Source organism: Flavobacterium sp. (assembly GCF_043722275.1).
Lineage (GTDB): Bacteria > Bacteroidota > Bacteroidia > Flavobacteriales > Flavobacteriaceae > Flavobacterium.
This window is the reverse complement of record NZ_JAYSPC010000083.1, coordinates 1-17,417: the sequence shown is the minus strand read 5'-3', so window position 1 is coordinate 17,417 and position 17,417 is coordinate 1. Positions and strand designations below refer to the sequence as shown.

Below are 17,417 nucleotides of genomic sequence, written 5' to 3'. Positions count from 1 at the left end.
ATAAAAATTGGGATGACTATATTGCGTTGAAGAATTGGAATTTTACATTTTAATAATTTGGAGCTATTTCCTGCTATTCACTACAATCTTTTTTATTTTAAAGAAAAATAAAAAAGGATTTCCGTTTCTATCAGGGCTAGGGCATTTGTTTTCACAATAATTTTTATTCAACATTTGTCAGACTGATCGGAGTTGAAGTCCCGTAAAATAAAACATAAAGTGAATTTGAATGTCATGTTTCTTGCGGAGATCCCTCGTTCCACGGATGACATTAATTGCGAATAAAAAAGAATAAAAAAAGAATAAAAAACCTGTGTCAATCAGTTTAATCTGTAAAATCAGTGGGCAAATAATTATAAAAACTTAGCATTCAATTCCGGAGTAGGAATCATGCAGCTTTCTTTTTTGCCAAACCATTTGTAACGATTCCTGGCAACATACTCATAAATATAATTTCGAAATTTTTCCGGAAAAATTTTAAAAAAAACAATCAAGTTATAAATTCCACCCAAATCTTCACCAATTTCAATAACTGCCGATGATTTATAATAATAAGCAACTCCGGGATTATACAAAATAATACTATCAATTTTAGTTTGATCGACACCAATATAATTACAAATCTCGTTTCCTAATTCTGATTGCAAAGCCACAAAACGAAAAATATCTTTTTTATCATGTTTAATAATAAACTGAACTGCGCCATCGCATAAATTGCAAACTCCGTCAAAGAGAATTATTTTTTTATGTTTTGGTAAATCTTGCATTTGAGGAAAGGTTTCAAGTTTAAAGTTTTTTACAGCTTTGTCAAGTTTTAAATTTTGACAAGCTTGTCGTATATTTTTGTCAATTTCGACGAAGGAGAAATCACATTAGTAATTCCGTACAGACTGTCATCAACTTTTGTCGAGTTGCGTGTGTGATTTCTCCTTCGTCGAGATGACAAGATTATGGACATTTTCAAACGAACACTAAAAAACTTTATAAAGGTTTTTTAGTGGTATATGTTATATCTATTAAAAATAAAAAATCAATAAATTTTGCAAATTAAAAACGGCTTTCATAAATAAAATTTAAGCCATTTATTTTAATTAAATATCTTCACGATTATTTTTTAAAAAATCTTTTCACAAATATCTTTATTTTAATTTTTGAGCAATTTTCACATTTTTTGTATTGAAAACTGAGACCGAAAACTGAAAAACTACTTTTTAGCAGCTTCAACTAATTCTAATTCATCTAAACTTACTTTTGAAGTAAAGATTCCGTAATTTACCGTTGCCTTATTTTTCTCAATCGAATCGATACTTCCTATAGATCTTCCTTCTAACATTCTCACTCTGTCACCAACTTTTAAAATTGCTTTTGGTTTTTCGACAACAGGTTTGAGTTTCTTTTCTTTTTTCTCTTTTCGAATTTCTTCAACCTGAACAGAAACTTCCGCTATAACTTCTTTTTTCTTTTCGATTATGGCTTTGGCTTCTTTTGGAGTTGCTTTTTTACGTTTTGAATTTTCGATTTCGATAATTTTCAAAAATTCTCCAATAAGTTCTTTTTTGTTCTTATTGTTAAAATATTTCTCAGAAATATCTTCAATTTTTTGACCAATGTAAATTGTCTTTTGGTTGCTGTCATATAATTCCTGATAGCTTTCCAGTTTTTGTTTAATTTTTACATTGATATTTTCCATCTTTTTTCCTTCTTCCCGTGCTCGGGTTTCTTCCTCTTTTAAATTGATAGAAGTTTTTTCTAATTTCGAACGCTCTTTTTGAAGTGTTGCAATTGTTTTATCAAAACGAACTTTTCCGACTTCGATTTTCTTTTTGGCACGATTGATTAATCCAAACGGAATTCCATTTTTCAAGGCAACTTCAAAAGTAAACGAACTTCCTGCCTGACCTAAAGCCAGTTTGTACATTGGTTCAAGCGACTTTTCATCAAACATCATATTCGCATTTGTAGCAAAAGGCAATTCGTTAGCCAGAATTTTTAAATTTGAATAATGCGTTGTGATAATTCCAAAAGCTTCACGATGGTAAAATTCTTCCAGGAAAATTTCTGCCAAAGCGCCACCCAATTCAGGATCAGAACCTGTACCAAATTCATCAATTAAAAACATGGTTTTCTGGTTGCATTTCTTCAAGAAATAATTCATGTTTTTTAATCGGTAACTATAAGTACTTAAATGATTTTCAATAGATTGATTGTCTCCAATATCAGTTAGAATTCTGTCAAACAAGAAAGTTTCACTTCGCTCGTGAACTGGAATCAACATTCCGGATTGTAACATCAATTGTAATAAACCTACCGTTTTTAACGATATTGTTTTTCCTCCCGCATTAGGTCCTGAAATAACAATTATTCGGTTATCTTGTTTTAATTCAATAGTTTGAGGATGCGTAATCTCGTTTTTTTGCTTGTTATTCAAATACAAAATTGGGTGATATGCTTCTCTGAAAAATAATCTTCTTTCTTCTGTAATTGCAGGTAGGATTCCGTTGATTCTATTCGCATATTTTGCTTTTCCTGAGACGACATCAATATCACTTAAAAATTCCTGATATTCAATTAGTATTGGTAAAAACGGACGAATAGCATTTGATAGCTGCTTTAAAATTCGTGTAATTTCTTCTTTCTCTTCGTATTCCAGATTAGCAAGTTCTCTTGAATATTGTAAAGTGGTTTCGGGTTCAATATAAGCGATGCTTCCGGTTTTGGAACTTCCTAAAATTGAACCTTTTACTTTACGACGATACATTGCTAAAACTGCTAAAACTCTACGGTTTTGAACAAAACTTTCCTTAATATCATCAAGATACCCAAGACTGTTGTATTGTGTAAGCGCAACTCCAAAACTCTGATTTACTTTACCGCGAACGATATTCATATTTTGACGAATGCTCAATAAAGCAGGTGAGGCATTGTCTTTGATTTCACCGTATTTGTCAACAATGGCGTCAATTAAAGTGACAATATCTTTAGTATATTCAACTCTGGAAGCTCTTGCATTTAGATTTTGATAATAATCATCAAACTTTTTCAGGAAAGTCAGCAACACATTTGCCGTTGATGAAAGTGTGGCAATTTTTCTAAAACTTCCTACTTCAAGGAAACTATCTTCTATTGCAAGAAACTTTATTTCGTGCGTAATGGCGTCAAATCCGTGATTGGGAATGGCGTTGTTATTTTCAAAAGACGAAACATATTCTGATGTTTGCATCAAAGCCTGCATCAAAGTCTCCTTATCTCTAAATGGGGTTATATTTAAAGCTTTTTCTTTTCCTATATCTGTGTTACAGCCTGCCGAAATGGTTTCGAGAACTGTTGGGAATTGTAAATCTTGTAATGTTTTTTCGGTAATGGATATCATTTATTTTCTTTAACAAAGTACACAAAAGTACGAAAACATTAGTATTCAATTCTACAAAGTTTCTATCTAAATTTATGATTGGTAAATATGATTTAAATAAAATATTTCGGAAATTAGCATTAAAAAAAAGTATGGACGTAAAAATGCATGATTCCTGGAAGCCGGTTTTGAATGAAGAATTTCAAAAGCCATATTTCAACGAATTAATTGATTTTGTAAAATCTGAATATGCCACGAAGGTTTGTTATCCAAAGGGAAATCAGATTTTTTCTGCTTTTGATCATTGTCATTTTGACCAGGTTAAGGTTGTAATTATTGGACAAGATCCTTATCATGGACCTAATCAGGCAAATGGTTTGTGTTTTTCTGTAAATGACGGAATTCTATTTCCTCCATCACTTCAAAATATTTTTAAAGAAATTCAAACGGATTTAAATAAGCCAATTCCTAAAACAGGTAATTTAGAACGCTGGGCAGATCAGGGTGTTTTTCTTTTAAATGCTACTTTGACAGTTAGACAATCTGAACCCGGAAGTCATCAGGGAAAAGGCTGGGAAAAATTTACAGATGCTGTTATTAAGCAAATTTCTGCTGAAACTGAAAATGTTGTTTTTTTATTATGGGGAGGTTTTGCCCAAAAGAAAGCTGCATTGATTGATGCATCAAAACATCATATTTTAAAATCAGGACATCCATCTCCTCTGAGTGCAAATAGAGGTTTTTGGTTCGGGAATAAACATTTTAGCCAAACAAATGATTTTTTAAAATCGAAGGGAATGAAAGAAATTGAATGGTAAATTTTAAACCATATAAGTTATATAAATCAATATAAGAGTGGTTTAAATTCTGTTTATCTTGTCATTTCGAGGAAAGAGGAATCACACTAGTAATTTACATACAGTATGTCACGCTCTGGATGTGATTTCTCGTTCCTCGAAATGACAAAAAAAACTTTGATATTATAATTTTGTGACTATTTTTCTAAAGGTTTTTTAATAATCTCGTCAAGAATAGCTTTATTTTCGTAGTTGATTACTTTAAGGATAATCTCTTGATTATTGGCTGTTTTTCCTTCGATGATATATAGTTTTCCTTTGTTGAAAGGAATATTACTTTGGTCAAAATCAATATCGCCATAAGTCAATGTTTTTCGTACGTCTGATGTGTCGACCCATTTTTCGTTTAAAGTCTTAATTGCTTTTTCAGAATATTGAAAAGGTTTTGTGCGTAAACTATTTAAAACTCGAGCATTCGGGAAGTAATTGCAACGAGTATCTTTTCCACTAAAAACAAGGGCTACAAAAAAGCATCCCATAACTAAACCAATCAAATAATAGGCAAAACGGTGTACGAACTTCATGAAGTAATTTTTTTGCAAAGGTACATTAAAGTTCTCTTAAAATAAAAGTAAATTAATATCGTTATCGGGTAAATCGAACCATTCGCCAATAGCTTTATTTGTTAGGATTCCGTGATATAAGTAAATTCCGTTTTTTAAACCTTTATTACATCTTATGGCACTTTCTAATCCTCCATCTTCAGCGATTTGAAGTAAGTATGGAGTTAGAATGTTACTAATTGATAATGAGGCAGTTTTAGAATATCTCGACGGGATGTTAGGTACGCAATAATGCAAAACGTTGCTTTTTATAAAGGTTGGTTTTTCATGCGTTGTAACTTCCGAAGTTTCAAAACATCCTCCGGTATCAATACTAACATCAACAATCACAGCACCTTTTTTCATGTGTTCCACCATAGTTTCTGTAACTATAATAGGACAACGTTCTTTTCCGCGCATCGCACCAATTGCAACGTCGCAACGTCTTAAAGCTTTTAATAATGCTTTTTGCTGAACGGTTGAAGTAAAAATTCTTTGGTTTAAATTATTTTGTAAACGTCTTAATTTAGTAATAGAATTATCAAAAACTTTTACATTTGCGCCTAAACCAATGGCGGTTTTAGCAGCAAATTCTCCAACAGTTCCAGCGCCTAAAATAACAACTTCAGTAGGAGGAACGCCAGTAATGTTTCCGAATAAAAGTCCTTTTCCAAATTCGTCCGTAATCATTAATTCGGCAGCAATAAGTATAGAAGCTGTTCCTGCAATTTCGCTTAATGATTTTACAGCAGGATAAGATCCGTCTTCGTCCTTAATATATTCAAAAGCAAGTGCAGTAATTTTTTTTTGGGCTAAAGCCTCAAAATATTCTTTCTTTTTTGTTTTTAACTGAATTGCCGAAATTATAATCGTTTCAGGATTAATCATTTTGATTTCAGCAATAGTAGGAGGTTCTACTTTTAGCAACATCGGACATCCAAAAACTTTTTTGGTATCTTTTGTAACTTCAGCTCCCGCATCTGAATATTCTTTGTCTGAATAACTGGAACTTTCTCCGGCTCCGGATTCGATCATAACTCTGTGACCTTCATAAGTTAATGAATTTACAGCGTCTGGAGTCAGGCAAATACGACGTTCCTGGTAACTTGTTTCTTTAGGGATTCCTATGAAAAGTTCTCTTTTGAATCGGCCAACTTCAAGTTTTTCTTCTTGTGGCAACAATTGTTGTTTCGTAAATGGAGTTAATGTTATTGACATGGAGTTATTCGAAAATTAAGAGTACAAATTACGTAAAAAGTTTTAAATCAATGTAAAAAATCTGCTAATAGTATGTGATGAAATTACGTCATTATTTTTTCCATTTTAATGTCGGCTCTTTCATAACTCACATTTCCTAAAGGAACTTCGATAAAACCAAACTTTTCATATAAATGAATGGCGGGAAGTAGAATTCGGTTTGAATATAAAAAGAGTTTTTTAATATTATTTTCTTCGGCTACAGCCAGACAATGAACTAATAATTTATTTCCAATTCCCAGACCTTGTGCTTTATCCGAAACTGCCATTTTGCTTAATTCGAAAGTAGTTTCATCGACTTTCAGTAAAGATACAGTTCCAAGAATTTCTTTATTATATTTAGCATAAAAAATTATTCCGCCTTTATCGATGATTTCTTCCTGTGGATTTGAAAGTACAATTTCATCTTTTTCTTCCACTCTGAAATATTTTTGAAGCCATTCCTTATTTAAGGTTTTAATATATTCCTTTAAATCCGGAGAGAATAGGATTATTTCTACTTGGGTATTCATTTACATTTTTGTTAAGTTCTTTCACGAAGATTCGCCAAATTTTAAAAATAATTTTGTGTTCTCTGTGTTGTCTTTGTGAATCTCTGCGGAATATTCTAAACTAATTTTAATTCTCTTTTTCCATCTGCTAATAACTCAATTGTAACTACAGAATGTTCCTCAGGAATTAAACTCGCAATTTTTTCAGACCATTCAATAAAACACCAATTTCCTGAATACAAATAATCATCAACTCCCATATCCAGCGCTTCGGTTTCTTTGTTTAATCGGTAAAAATCAAAATGATAAACAATCTGATTGTTAGAAGTATAGTATTCATTTACTAACGAAAAAGTAGGACTGCTTGTTGCATCTTCAACTCCCAGACTTTTACATAATTGTTTGATTAAAGTAGTTTTGCCAACGCCCATTTCTCCATTAAAAAGAATGATTTTTTTGGGATTTGATGCTAGAATTTTCTCTGCTACTTCCTGAATTTGATCTAATGAAAAAACGATGTTCATTTTTATTGCTTATTAATTATAGTCTCAGTCACAGTTTTCAGTCTCAGTTGTAAACTGTAAACTATTTTTTTTGCCACAGATTAAAAAGATTTTATTGATTTTTCTAATCTGTGTGAATCTGTGAAATCTTTGGCAATTTCTTTTTACAGAAAACTGCGACTGCAAACTCTTTTATTATTTTGGATTAAAAACCAGGAAGGGAATAATCATTTCTTCTAATGAAATTCCACCATGTTGATATGTGTTTCTGTAATAACTTACATAATGATTGTAGTTGTTTACGTAGGCCAAAAAGAAATCATTTTTAGCAAAAATAAACGAACTACTCATATTTATTGCCGGTAAACCAATGTCTTTAGGTTCTTTTACAACATATACATCTTTTTGCTCGTATGTTAAACTACGGCCGGTTTTATAACGCAAATTTAAACTTGTATTTTTATCTCCAACAACTTTTGAAGGATTTTTTACATTAATTGTACCGTGATCTGTTGTTAGAATTAATTTGAAGCCTAAAAGTTGTGCTTGCTGAATAATCTCTAAAAGCGGAGAATTTTTAAACCAGCTTAAAGTCAGTGAACGATATGCTTTATCATCTGATGCTAGTTCTTTTACTACGTCCATTTCGGTTTTTGCGTGCGATAACATATCTACGAAATTATAGACAACTGTAACCAAATCATTGCCTTTTAATGCTTTGAAATTTTCTGCCAGTTTTTTACCGCCGGCATAATTGGTAATTTTAAAATAATCTTCTTTAATATTTAAGCCCAAACGCTTTAATTGTGCCGAAAGAAATTCGGCTTCATAAAGGTTTTTTCCACCATCTTCAACGTCATTTTTCCAATATTGCGGAAATTGTTTTTCCATTTCTGTTGGCAATAATCCTGAAAAAATAGCATTTCTGGCGTATTGTGTAGCAGTTGGAAGAATTGAAAAATATGGAACTTCTTTTTCTAATTTATAATAATTTGCTACAACGGTTTCAAAAGATTTCCATTGATCATAACGTAAATTATCAATTACGACAAACAAAATTGGTTTGTCTTTCTTTTTGATTTCCGGAACTACTAATTCCTTAAATAAAGTATGAGATTGAATTGGTTTATCAGCTTTTGGAGCAAACCAGTCTTCATAGTTTCTTTCAATGTATTTTCCAAATTGTGAATTAGCTTCAACTTTTTGAGATTCAAGGATTTCAATCATTCCCTGATCGTTGATATTCTCTAATTCCAGTTCCCAGAAAATTAGTTTTTTATACAATTCTACCCAATCTTCATAGGAGTTAACCATCGCCATTTCCATGGAGATTTTTCTGAATTCCTTTTGATAATCCAAAGTTGTTTTTTCAGAAATCAATCTCGAATGATCCAGATTTTTCTTCAAACTCAAAAGAATCTGATTCGGATTTACCGGTTTAATCAAATAATCGGCGATTTTAGAACCAATGGCTTCTTCCATTATATATTCTTCCTCGCTTTTTGTAATCATAATCATCGGGATTGCCGATTTTTTTTCTTTCATTTCCGAAAGCGTTTCCAAACCGCTCATTCCGGGCATGTTTTCATCTAAAAAAACAATATCAAAATTGTCTTCTTCAAAAAGAGTGATAGCATCTAAACCGTTGTTACAAGTAGTTACAGCGTAGTTTTTCTTCTCCAAAAATAATATATGTGGCTTTAAAAGATCGATTTCATCATCGACCCAAAGTATTTTTATCTTATCCATAAACGTATTTAATTTTATTGCAATTTAGAGGTATAGAACTTAAAAAGTATTAAAAATAGTATAAATTTCAGAATAACAAATGGTGATTTTTATTTTAAAACTTTTTTTTGAAGAAGTGTTCTATTGAAGATCAGCACAATATATTGTCAATTTTAAAATGAAAAACGCAAAGCTCTTTATGGTTATTTACTTATATTTGTTGACCTAAAAAGAATTAAATAGTGACTCAAATCAATAAGTTAAAAATATTCAATGATCCTATATATGGGTTTATTTCCATCCCGAACGAACTTATTTACGACTTAATTCAACATCCGTATTTTCAGCGTTTACGCCGTATTTCGCAAATGGGATTATCGTATTTGGTTTATCCCGGAGCTAATCATACGCGTTTTCATCATGCTTTGGGTTGTATGCATTTAATGCAAAAAGCTATTGAAACGCTTCGATTTAAAGGCGTTGCAATTTCAAGTGATGAAGAATGTGCTTTACTGATTGCAATTTTGCTGCATGATATTGGTCACGGTCCGTTTTCGCATGCTATGGAAAAAAGTATTGTTGAAGATGTGAATCACGAGGCGATTTCGTTACTATTTATGAATCAGTTAAATGATGAATTTGACGGAAGATTAAGTTTGGCAATTCAGGTTTTTAAAGGAGAATATCACAGAAAATTCATGTTGCAATTGATTTCAAGTCAATTAGATATGGATCGAATGGATTATTTAAAGCGTGATAGTTTTTATACAGGCGTTGCTGAGGGAAATGTAAATTCTGAGCGTTTGATTCAGATGATGAATGTAGTTGATGACATTTTAGTAATTGAAGAAAAAGGAATTTATTCGGTTGAAAAATTCCTGCTCTCAAGAAGATTAATGTATTGGCAGGCTTATTTGCACAAAACGAGTTTAGTGGCGGAGCTAATTTTGATGAAAGTGCTAAAAAGAGCGAAAGAATTGACATTAAAAGGAATTACTTTGCCTTGCAGCGAGCCACTTTTGTATTTTATGCAAAATAAGGTTGATTTAGAAAATTTTGATGCCGAAAAATTAGATTTATTTTCTCAATTAGATGATTTTGATATCATTAGCGCTTTAAAAGCATGGCAAAAGCATAATGATTTTATACTTTCTACTTTAAGTAAAATGCTGATTAATAGAGATTTGCTAAAAATTAAATTAAGTGCAGATAAAATTCCGATGGAAGAATCACAATCTTTGAAGGAACAATTTGCTAATGCGCACCATATTACACAGTTAGAGGCTGGATATTTTATCTTTAGAGGAAAAATAAAAAATCAGGCTTATAGTAAAGAAGCGGAACCAATACGAATTTTGAAGAAAGATAAAACAATTGAGGATGTTGTAGAAGCATCTGATCAGCTGAATTTGAAATCGTTATCTAAATTGGTAACAAAATATTACATCTGTTTTCCAAAACAACTTATCTAAAATTAACATTTAAAATCTATTTTTTATATTTTTGTCGCAATGAAATTTACAGCAGAACAAATAGCGGGAATTTTAGAAGGAGAAGTTGTTGGGAATCCCAATGCAGAAGTTTCTCGACTGTCTAAAATAGAAGAAGGCGAGGAAGGATCGCTTACTTTTTTGGCTAATCCCAAATATATCAACTACATATATACTACAAAAGCATCAGTAACCATTGTTAATGACACTTTTGTACCGGAACAGGAAATTACTACCACTTTAATAAAAGTAGAAGATGCTTATGCCTCTTTCTCAAAGCTTTTGCAATTTTACAATGAGGTTAAACTCAATAAAAACGGAATAGAAGCGCAATCTTTTATATCTGAAGGGACTAAATATGGAGAAAATTTATATTTGGGAAGCTTTAGTTATATAGGACAAAATGTGGTTTTAGGTAATAATGTAAAAATTTATCCAAACAGTTTTATTGGCGATAATGTTGTTATTGGGGATAATGTATATATTTTTGCAGGCGCCAAAATTTATTCTGAAACTATAATTGGCAGCAATTGTACGATTCATTCAGGAAGTATTATTGGTGCAGATGGTTTTGGTTTTGTGCCAAATGAAGAAGGAGTTTATAGTAAGGTTCCTCAAATTGGGAATGTTATTATAGAAGATAATGTAGATATTGGTGCAAATACTACGATTGACAGAGCAACTCTGGGTTCTACAATAATTAGAAATGGAGTTAAATTAGACAATCAAATTCAGATTGCCCATAATGTAGAAATTGGTAAAAACACTGTAATTGCAGCGCAAACTGGTGTTGCCGGTTCTACAAAAATTGGCGAAAACTGTATGATTGGCGGGCAAGTAGGTATCGCGGGCCACTTAACTATAGGTAATAATGTTAGATTGCAGGCTCAGTCAGGGGTTGCGAGAAACATTAAAGATGATGAAATTTTACAAGGTTCACCATCACTTGGATATAGTGATTTTAATAAATCATATGTTCATTTTAGAAATTTATCTAAAATTGTTGCCGAAGTTGAAGAATTAAAAAAACAAATAATAAACCCAAAAAATGGAAATAATGGTTAAACAGAAGACCATCAAGAATGAAATTTCACTAACAGGCGTTGGATTACACACTGGAAAAGAAGTTACAATGACTTTTAAACCAGCTCCAATAAATAATGGTTTCACTTTTGTAAGAGTTGATTTGCAAGGTCAACCAGTCATTGAGGCTGATGCTAATTATGTTGTTAATACACAAAGAGGTACTAACTTAGAAAAATTAGGTGTAAAAATTCAAACTCCTGAACACGTTTTAGCTGCATTGGTTGGTTGTGATTTGGATAACGTTATTATAGAATTAAATGCCTCTGAACTTCCTATTATGGATGGTTCGTCAAAATATTTTGTTGAAGCGATTGAAAATGCCGGAATCGAGGAACAAGAAGCTAAACGTAATGTTTATGTAGTAAAAGAAGTTATTTCGTTTACTGATGAAACTACTGGAAGCGAGATTTTGGTAATGCCAAGCGATGATTATCAAGTTACTGCAATGGTTGATTTTGGTACTAAAGTTTTAGGTACTCAAAATGCAACCATGAAAAGCATAGCCGATTTTAAGGACGAAATCGCTAATTCAAGAACTTTTAGTTTTTTACATGAATTAGAATCTCTTTTAGAAAACGGATTAATTAAAGGTGGTGATTTAAATAATGCTATTGTATATGTGGATAAAGAAATATCTGAAACTACAATGGAAAATTTAAAGAAAGCTTTTGGTAAAGACAAGATTTCGGTTAAACCAAATGGTGTTTTAGACAATCTTACTCTGCATTATCCTAACGAAGCGGCAAGACATAAATTACTTGATGTTGTTGGAGATTTATCTTTGATTGGAGTTAGAATTCAGGGAAAAATTATTGCTAATAAACCAGGGCATTATGTAAATACGCAGTTTGCTAAAAAATTAGCGAAAATTATCAAAATTGAACAAAGAAATCATGTTCCGGTTTACGACCTAAACTTGGAGCCATTGATGGATATTCATAAAATTATGGCAGTTTTACCACACAGACCTCCATTTTTATTGATTGACAGAATCATTGAAATGTCGGATAGTCATGTTGTTGGAATGAAAAATGTAACGATGAACGAAAATTTCTTCGTAGGACATTTTCCTGAAGCTCCGGTTATGCCAGGTGTTTTAATTGTTGAAGCAATGGCACAAACAGGTGGGATTTTAGTATTAAGTACGGTTCCGGATCCTGAAAATTATTTGACATATTTCATGAAAATTGATAATGTTAAATTCAAGCATAAAGTATTGCCTGGTGATACCTTAATTTTTAAATGCGAATTGATTTCTCCTATCAGAAGAGGAATTTGTCACATGCAGGCAAATGCATACGCAAATGGAAAATTGGTAACAGAGGCAGAATTAATGGCTCAAATTGCAAGAAAACAATAATAATTTCTCAATTTTATTGTTTACGTTTGTTGCCCAAATTAGATTATTTTAATTATAAAATATAAAACTCACAGATGAATCAACCATTAGCATATGTTCATCCCGGCGCTAAAATCGCTAAAAACGTTGTAATTGAGCCTTTTACAACAATTCACAATAATGTAATTATTGGTGACGGTACTTGGATTGGTTCAAATGTAACAATCATGGAAGGTGCCCGAATTGGTAAAAATTGTAATATTTTTCCAGGAGCAGTAATTTCTGCGGTACCACAAGATTTGAAATTTGGAGGAGAAGATTCTTTAGCTATTATAGGAGATAATTGTACTATTAGAGAATGTGTAACCATTAATAGAGGTACAGTTGCTTCAGGACAAACAATTTTAGGTAATAACTGTTTAGTTATGGCTTATGCTCACATTGCACACGATTGTGAGATTGGTAATAATGCTATTATTGTAAATGGTGTTGCTTTAGCTGGTCACGTTGTTGTTGGTAATCATGCAGTTATTGGTGGTTTAGCAGCTATTCATCAATTTATTCATATTGGAGATCACGCTATGATTTCTGGTGGATCATTGGTTAGAAAAGATGTTCCGCCATATACAAAAGCGGCAAAAGAGCCGTTATCATACGTAGGAATTAATTCAGTTGGTTTAAGAAGAAGAGGTTTCACTACTGAAAAAATTAGAGAAATTCAGGAAATTTACAGAATTTTATATCAAAAGAACTATAATACAACACAAGCTTTAAGTATTATTGAAGCAGAAATGGAAGCTACTCCTGAGAGAGATGAAATTTTAGATTTTATCAGAAATTCATCAAGAGGAATCATGAAAGGTTATTCGGGAAACTATTAGATAAAAGTTAAATCGTTTATTTGTTCAGTCGTAAATGGCTAACAGATAAACGATTTAACGATTCAACAAAATATTAAATAAAACAAAACAAATGGCATCTACATCAGATATTAGAAACGGATTGTGTATTAAATTCAATCACGATATTTATAAAATCGTTGAATTTCTTCACGTAAAACCTGGAAAAGGTCCAGCTTTCGTAAGAACTAAATTAAGAAGTTTAACAACAGGAAGAGTATTAGACAATACATTTTCTGCAGGACATAAAATAGAGGATGTTCGTGTTGAAACGCATAATTATCAGTTTTTATATGCTGAAGGAGATGAATTTCATTTTATGAATACAGAATCTTTTGAGCAAATTTCTTTGAATAAAAACATTTTAGATGCTCCGGGATTATTAAAAGAAGGAACAAGTGTAATGGTTCAGGTGAATACTGAAACTGATTTGCCTCTATCTGTAGATATGCCATCATCTGTAATTCTTGAAGTTACTTATGCTGAGCCGGGAGTAAAAGGAAATACAGCTACAAATGCTACAAAATCTGCTACGGTAGAAACTGGAGCTTCTGTAAACGTGCCATTGTTCATCAACGAAGGTGATAAAATTAAAATCGATACAGCTTCAGGAAATTACATGGAGCGTGTAAAAGAGTAATTTTTAATTAGATAATTTGTCAATGAGTCAATTAGAAAATTGATGCATACGCAGAAATTGAATAATTTTTATTTTCTAATTGACACATTTTCTAATTGACACATTCTCTAATTGACAAATTTTCTAATAATAAAATATGAAATTTCCAAAGATTCATTCTTTACAAGAAATTGCAAATTTGCTTCAATGCGAATTTATAGGTGACCCAAACTTCCCGGTTTCAGGCATGAACGAAATCCATGTTGTGGAATCCGGAGATATTGTTTTTGTGGATCATCCCAAATATTATGACAAAGCTTTACAGTCGGCCGCTACTATTGTTTTAATTAATAAAAAAGTAGATTGTCCGGTAGGTAAAGCTCTTTTGATTTCTGATGATCCTTTCAGAGATTTTAATACTTTGACTAAACATTTCAGACCTTTTCAGGCTACAACTGTAAGTATATCTCTTTCGGCAAATATTGGCGAAGGAACTGTAATTCAGCCCAATTGCTTTGTTGGAAACAACGTTACAATTGGTAAAAACTGTTTAATACATCCTAATGTTACTATTTACGACAATACTGTAATTGGTGATAACGTAATGATTCACGCGGGAACTATTTTAGGAGCTGATGCTTTCTATTATAAAAAACGCGAGAGTGGTTTCGATCAGTTAATTTCAGGAGGAAGAGTTGTTATTGAAGATAATGTGGGTATTGGTGCGCTTTGTACTATTGATAAAGGTGTTACAGGTGATACAACTATTGGCGAAGGCACAAAAATCGATAATCAGGTACATGTTGGACATGATACCGTAATTGGTAAAAAATGTTTGATAGCTTCACAAACTGGTATTGCGGGTTGTGTAATTATTGAGGACGAAGTGACAATTTGGGGACAAGTTGGTACAACAAGCGGAATCACAATAGGAGCAAAGGCTGTTATTTTAGGACAAACCGGAGTTACTAAATCGGTTGAAGGAGGAAAATCTTATTTTGGAACCCCAATCGAAGAATCAAGAGAAAAGTTAAAGCAATTAGCCAATATCAAAAAGATTCCTGAAATTTTAAATAAATTGAAGTAATATGTCTATTAAAGAATTTGTTCAAAAATTTTATAAGTCAGATGCCTTAATTGATGGCGAAATAATGAAAACTTATTTGCATCCTGATGTTAAGTTAGATTGGAATAGTACCAAAGGATTAATCGAGATGGATTATAATTCAATGCTGGATATGGCAAATGAACTTAGTCGTGCTTATGTACGTTCAAAAGTAAGAATTAGCCACATTATAGCCGAAGATGATTTAGTTTCGATACGCTATTCACATTTTGTAAAAACGATTGAAAACCCAAGAGAAGAGATGTTATTAGCACATTTTGCTACAATTTGGCAAATAAAAGATGATAAATTATATCGAGGTTATCAGATGAGTCAATTTTCTTAATTTTTTTAAAGACAAAAAGGTTAAAATACGTTACAAAACCTTACTTTTGCATCACAATTTTAAAAACTACATAAAATATATATCATGAGTGTTTTAGTTAATAAAGATTCCAAAATAATTGTTCAAGGATTTACAGGAAGTGAAGGAACTTTCCACGCTTCTCAAATGATTGAGTACGGTACTAATGTTGTTGGTGGTGTTACTCCTGGAAAAGGTGGAACTAGCCATTTAGATCGTCCGGTTTTTAATACAGTAAAAGATGCTGTAGAACAAGCTGGAGCTGATACATCTATCATTTTCGTACCGCCAGCTTTTGCTGCTGATGCAATTATGGAAGCTGCTGATGCTGGAATTAAAGTAATTATTGCTATTACAGAAGGAATTCCTGTAGCAGATATGATTAAAGCAAATAATTATGTTAAAGAAAGAAATTCTAGATTAATCGGACCAAACTGTCCAGGTGTTATTACTCCGGGTGAAGCTAAAGTTGGTATTATGCCAGGTTTCGTTTTCAAAAAAGGAACAGTTGGTATCGTTTCTAAATCAGGAACTTTAACTTACGAAGCTGCTGATCAGGTTGTAAAACAAGGTTTAGGAATTACTACAGCTATTGGTATTGGTGGAGATCCAATTATTGGAACTACAACTAAAGAAGCTGTCGAATTATTAATGAACGATCCAGAGACTGAAATCATCATTATGATTGGTGAAATTGGTGGTCAATTAGAAGCTGATGCTGCTAAATGGGTGAGAGCTGATGGTAACCGTAAACCAGTTGTTGGTTTTATCGCTGGAGAAACTGCTCCTGCTGGTAGAACAATGGGTCACGCAGGTGCTATTGTTGGTGGTTCTGATGATACAGCTGCTGCTAAAAAACAAATTATGAGAGACAACGGAATTCACGTTGTTGATTCACCAGCTGAAATTGGTAAAAAAGTAAAAGAAATACTTGGATAATTAAATTCCAATTTTTAAAATAACAAATTCCAAAAAAGTCTCAATTTTGTTGAGACTTTTTTCCATTTTAAAATACTAACTCATTTAAGACGCTTAGTAACTTAGAGCCTTAGTAGTTTAGAAGCTTAAAAAAGAAAAATATGTACAAAGAATTAGAAAAGTTTAAAGTGAGCAATAGTTTTACTTTTACAATTGAAGATAGTTTAGAACAAGTTTGTAATGCTCCGGAAGCAGGTGCAGGAGTTTTTGTTGTCTATGCAATTGAAGGTGATGCTAAAGAATTAGTAATGGTTGCTTCTACAGGAACTGTTCAAAATGACGGAACTTTAAAAAGCAAAAACGGTGGTTTATACGATAAAATTGTAAACGGACACCAATTTGCAAAAACTGGAAGAAAATATTCTTGGCCAGCACAAATGAAATTAGAAAGTATTGATGCTCTTGAAGTGGTTTGGTATGAAACTTTTAACGCAGATGTAAAAGCAATTCCAACTGCAGTGGAAGGACAAGTTTTGCAAAACTTCTTAGATGCAAATGCAAAATTACCAAGATGGAATGTAGCTTTCTAAAAAGCTGATTTAAATAAGATTATAAGAAAGCCTTACTATTTATTTAGTAAGGCTTTTTCATTTATATAAATTTTATTTTTTAATATAATCTTTTGCGATTATTATAATTTAAATAATAAGTTATTATTGATGATAAAAGACATCAGCGATAAAATTTGTTAAAAGATAAAACTAAAAGAGTGGTAATAAAATCTTACAATTTAAGATATTTCTTAAATTAGATTAATTCTAGTATTGCGGTTAACCCGTGGCAGATCAATAAAAGAGGCGGTTTCCTATG

General features: G+C 32.0%; 17 protein-coding genes. 10 read left to right on the top strand and 7 right to left on the bottom strand.

Annotation, left to right across the window (positions count from 1 at the left end; genetic code table 11):
• Positions 1-353: 353 nt before the first annotated feature.
• Complete coding sequence (locus tag ACHZDT_RS10905) at positions 354-767, bottom strand: thiol-disulfide oxidoreductase DCC family protein (RefSeq protein WP_394774660.1); 414 nt, start codon at positions 765-767, stop codon at positions 354-356.
• Between the two features lie 437 nt (positions 768-1,204).
• Positions 1,205-3,370 (bottom strand): DNA mismatch repair protein MutS, encoded by a 2,166-nt coding sequence (locus ACHZDT_RS10900; RefSeq protein WP_394774659.1) that lies wholly within the window; start codon positions 3,368-3,370, stop codon positions 1,205-1,207.
• Positions 3,371-3,501: 131 nt separating this feature from the next.
• On the opposite strand from ACHZDT_RS10900, the gene ACHZDT_RS10895 reads away from it, so the two are divergent.
• Positions 3,502-4,167 carry a uracil-DNA glycosylase gene (locus tag ACHZDT_RS10895; protein ID WP_394774683.1) on the top strand — a complete coding sequence of 222 codons (666 nt, stop codon included), beginning with the start codon at positions 3,502-3,504 and terminating at the stop codon, positions 4,165-4,167.
• 176 nt (positions 4,168-4,343) lie between these two features.
• Here ACHZDT_RS10895 and ACHZDT_RS10890 read toward each other — a convergent pair whose 3' ends face one another.
• The 5 genes from ACHZDT_RS10890 to ACHZDT_RS10870 all read right to left on the bottom strand — a co-directional run bounded on the left by ACHZDT_RS10890 (position 4,344) and on the right by ACHZDT_RS10870 (position 8,748).
• Positions 4,344-4,730 (bottom strand): DUF4258 domain-containing protein, encoded by a 387-nt coding sequence (locus ACHZDT_RS10890; RefSeq protein ID WP_394774658.1) that lies wholly within the window; start codon positions 4,728-4,730, stop codon positions 4,344-4,346.
• A 36-nt stretch (positions 4,731-4,766) separates the two neighbouring features.
• Positions 4,767-5,966 carry an alanine dehydrogenase gene (locus tag ACHZDT_RS10885; RefSeq protein ID WP_213296707.1) on the bottom strand — a complete coding sequence of 400 codons (1,200 nt, stop codon included), beginning with the start codon at positions 5,964-5,966 and terminating at the stop codon, positions 4,767-4,769.
• Between the two features lie 83 nt (positions 5,967-6,049).
• On the bottom strand, positions 6,050-6,517 hold the full coding sequence (locus tag ACHZDT_RS10880; RefSeq protein ID WP_394774657.1) for a GNAT family N-acetyltransferase: 468 nt from the start codon (positions 6,515-6,517) through the stop codon (positions 6,050-6,052).
• Between the two features lie 95 nt (positions 6,518-6,612).
• Entirely contained in the window at positions 6,613-7,020 is a 408-nt protein-coding gene (gene tsaE / locus ACHZDT_RS10875; protein ID WP_394774656.1) for a tRNA (adenosine(37)-N6)-threonylcarbamoyltransferase complex ATPase subunit type 1 TsaE, read from the bottom strand.
• Positions 7,021-7,194: 174 nt separating this feature from the next.
• The gene (locus tag ACHZDT_RS10870) at positions 7,195-8,748 is read right to left on the bottom strand and encodes a response regulator (RefSeq protein ID WP_394774655.1); all 1,554 of its coding nucleotides are present in this window, start codon (positions 8,746-8,748) and stop codon (positions 7,195-7,197) included.
• Positions 8,749-8,969: 221 nt separating this feature from the next.
• Here ACHZDT_RS10870 and ACHZDT_RS10865 point away from each other — a divergent pair, with 221 nt between their 5' ends.
• From ACHZDT_RS10865 to ACHZDT_RS10825, 9 genes are all read left to right on the top strand, one after another.
• Complete coding sequence (locus ACHZDT_RS10865; protein WP_394774654.1) at positions 8,970-10,199, top strand: HD domain-containing protein; 1,230 nt, start codon at positions 8,970-8,972, stop codon at positions 10,197-10,199.
• Between the two features lie 39 nt (positions 10,200-10,238).
• Positions 10,239-11,282 carry a UDP-3-O-(3-hydroxymyristoyl)glucosamine N-acyltransferase gene (gene lpxD, locus ACHZDT_RS10860; RefSeq protein ID WP_394774653.1) on the top strand — a complete coding sequence of 348 codons (1,044 nt, stop codon included), beginning with the start codon at positions 10,239-10,241 and terminating at the stop codon, positions 11,280-11,282.
• Positions 11,275-12,663, top strand: a complete 1,389-nt coding sequence (locus ACHZDT_RS10855; RefSeq protein ID WP_213296693.1) for a bifunctional UDP-3-O-[3-hydroxymyristoyl] N-acetylglucosamine deacetylase/3-hydroxyacyl-ACP dehydratase — start codon at positions 11,275-11,277, stop codon at positions 12,661-12,663. The genes lpxD and ACHZDT_RS10855 overlap by 8 nt, the downstream gene beginning before the upstream one ends.
• A gap of 74 nt (positions 12,664-12,737) precedes the next feature.
• Positions 12,738-13,523: an acyl-ACP--UDP-N-acetylglucosamine O-acyltransferase gene (gene lpxA / locus ACHZDT_RS10850; RefSeq protein WP_065450097.1), complete on the top strand. Its 786-nt coding sequence runs from the start codon at positions 12,738-12,740 to the stop codon at positions 13,521-13,523.
• A 91-nt stretch (positions 13,524-13,614) separates the two neighbouring features.
• A complete protein-coding gene (gene efp / locus ACHZDT_RS10845; protein ID WP_089479142.1) occupies positions 13,615-14,181 on the top strand; it encodes an elongation factor P in 567 nt (188 codons plus the stop codon).
• Positions 14,182-14,317: 136 nt separating this feature from the next.
• Positions 14,318-15,247: a UDP-3-O-(3-hydroxymyristoyl)glucosamine N-acyltransferase gene (locus tag ACHZDT_RS10840; protein WP_394774651.1), complete on the top strand. Its 930-nt coding sequence runs from the start codon at positions 14,318-14,320 to the stop codon at positions 15,245-15,247.
• 1 nt (position 15,248) lies between these two features.
• On the top strand, positions 15,249-15,611 hold the full coding sequence (locus ACHZDT_RS10835) for a nuclear transport factor 2 family protein (protein ID WP_394774649.1): 363 nt from the start codon (positions 15,249-15,251) through the stop codon (positions 15,609-15,611).
• Between the two features lie 84 nt (positions 15,612-15,695).
• Positions 15,696-16,568 carry a succinate--CoA ligase subunit alpha gene (gene sucD / locus ACHZDT_RS10830; protein WP_047775108.1) on the top strand — a complete coding sequence of 291 codons (873 nt, stop codon included), beginning with the start codon at positions 15,696-15,698 and terminating at the stop codon, positions 16,566-16,568.
• A 140-nt stretch (positions 16,569-16,708) separates the two neighbouring features.
• Positions 16,709-17,137, top strand: a complete 429-nt coding sequence (locus tag ACHZDT_RS10825; RefSeq protein ID WP_394774647.1) for a hypothetical protein — start codon at positions 16,709-16,711, stop codon at positions 17,135-17,137.
• The last annotated feature ends 280 nt before the right edge of the window (positions 17,138-17,417 follow it).

What these genes read in the sequence shown, in the direction of transcription:
- ACHZDT_RS10905 (WP_394774660.1), bottom strand. Translation starts at nt 767, where the DNA reads ATGCAAGATTTACCAAAACATAAAAAAATAATTCTCTTTGACGGAGTT.
- ACHZDT_RS10900 (WP_394774659.1), bottom strand. Translation starts at nt 3,370, where the DNA reads ATGATATCCATTACCGAAAAAACATTACAAGATTTACAATTCCCAACA.
- ACHZDT_RS10895 (WP_394774683.1), top strand. Translation starts at nt 3,502, where the DNA reads ATGGACGTAAAAATGCATGATTCCTGGAAGCCGGTTTTGAATGAAGAA.
- ACHZDT_RS10890 (WP_394774658.1), bottom strand. Translation starts at nt 4,730, where the DNA reads ATGAAGTTCGTACACCGTTTTGCCTATTATTTGATTGGTTTAGTTATG.
- ACHZDT_RS10885 (WP_213296707.1), bottom strand. Translation starts at nt 5,966, where the DNA reads ATGTCAATAACATTAACTCCATTTACGAAACAACAATTGTTGCCACAA.
- ACHZDT_RS10880 (WP_394774657.1), bottom strand. Translation starts at nt 6,517, where the DNA reads ATGAATACCCAAGTAGAAATAATCCTATTCTCTCCGGATTTAAAGGAA.
- tsaE (WP_394774656.1), bottom strand. Translation starts at nt 7,020, where the DNA reads ATGAACATCGTTTTTTCATTAGATCAAATTCAGGAAGTAGCAGAGAAA.
- ACHZDT_RS10870 (WP_394774655.1), bottom strand. Translation starts at nt 8,748, where the DNA reads ATGGATAAGATAAAAATACTTTGGGTCGATGATGAAATCGATCTTTTA.
- lpxD (WP_394774653.1), top strand. Translation starts at nt 10,239, where the DNA reads ATGAAATTTACAGCAGAACAAATAGCGGGAATTTTAGAAGGAGAAGTT.
- ACHZDT_RS10855 (WP_213296693.1), top strand. Translation starts at nt 11,275, where the DNA reads ATGGTTAAACAGAAGACCATCAAGAATGAAATTTCACTAACAGGCGTT.
- lpxA (WP_065450097.1), top strand. Translation starts at nt 12,738, where the DNA reads ATGAATCAACCATTAGCATATGTTCATCCCGGCGCTAAAATCGCTAAA.
- efp (WP_089479142.1), top strand. Translation starts at nt 13,615, where the DNA reads ATGGCATCTACATCAGATATTAGAAACGGATTGTGTATTAAATTCAAT.
- ACHZDT_RS10840 (WP_394774651.1), top strand. Translation starts at nt 14,318, where the DNA reads ATGAAATTTCCAAAGATTCATTCTTTACAAGAAATTGCAAATTTGCTT.
- ACHZDT_RS10835 (WP_394774649.1), top strand. Translation starts at nt 15,249, where the DNA reads ATGTCTATTAAAGAATTTGTTCAAAAATTTTATAAGTCAGATGCCTTA.
- sucD (WP_047775108.1), top strand. Translation starts at nt 15,696, where the DNA reads ATGAGTGTTTTAGTTAATAAAGATTCCAAAATAATTGTTCAAGGATTT.
- ACHZDT_RS10825 (WP_394774647.1), top strand. Translation starts at nt 16,709, where the DNA reads ATGTACAAAGAATTAGAAAAGTTTAAAGTGAGCAATAGTTTTACTTTT.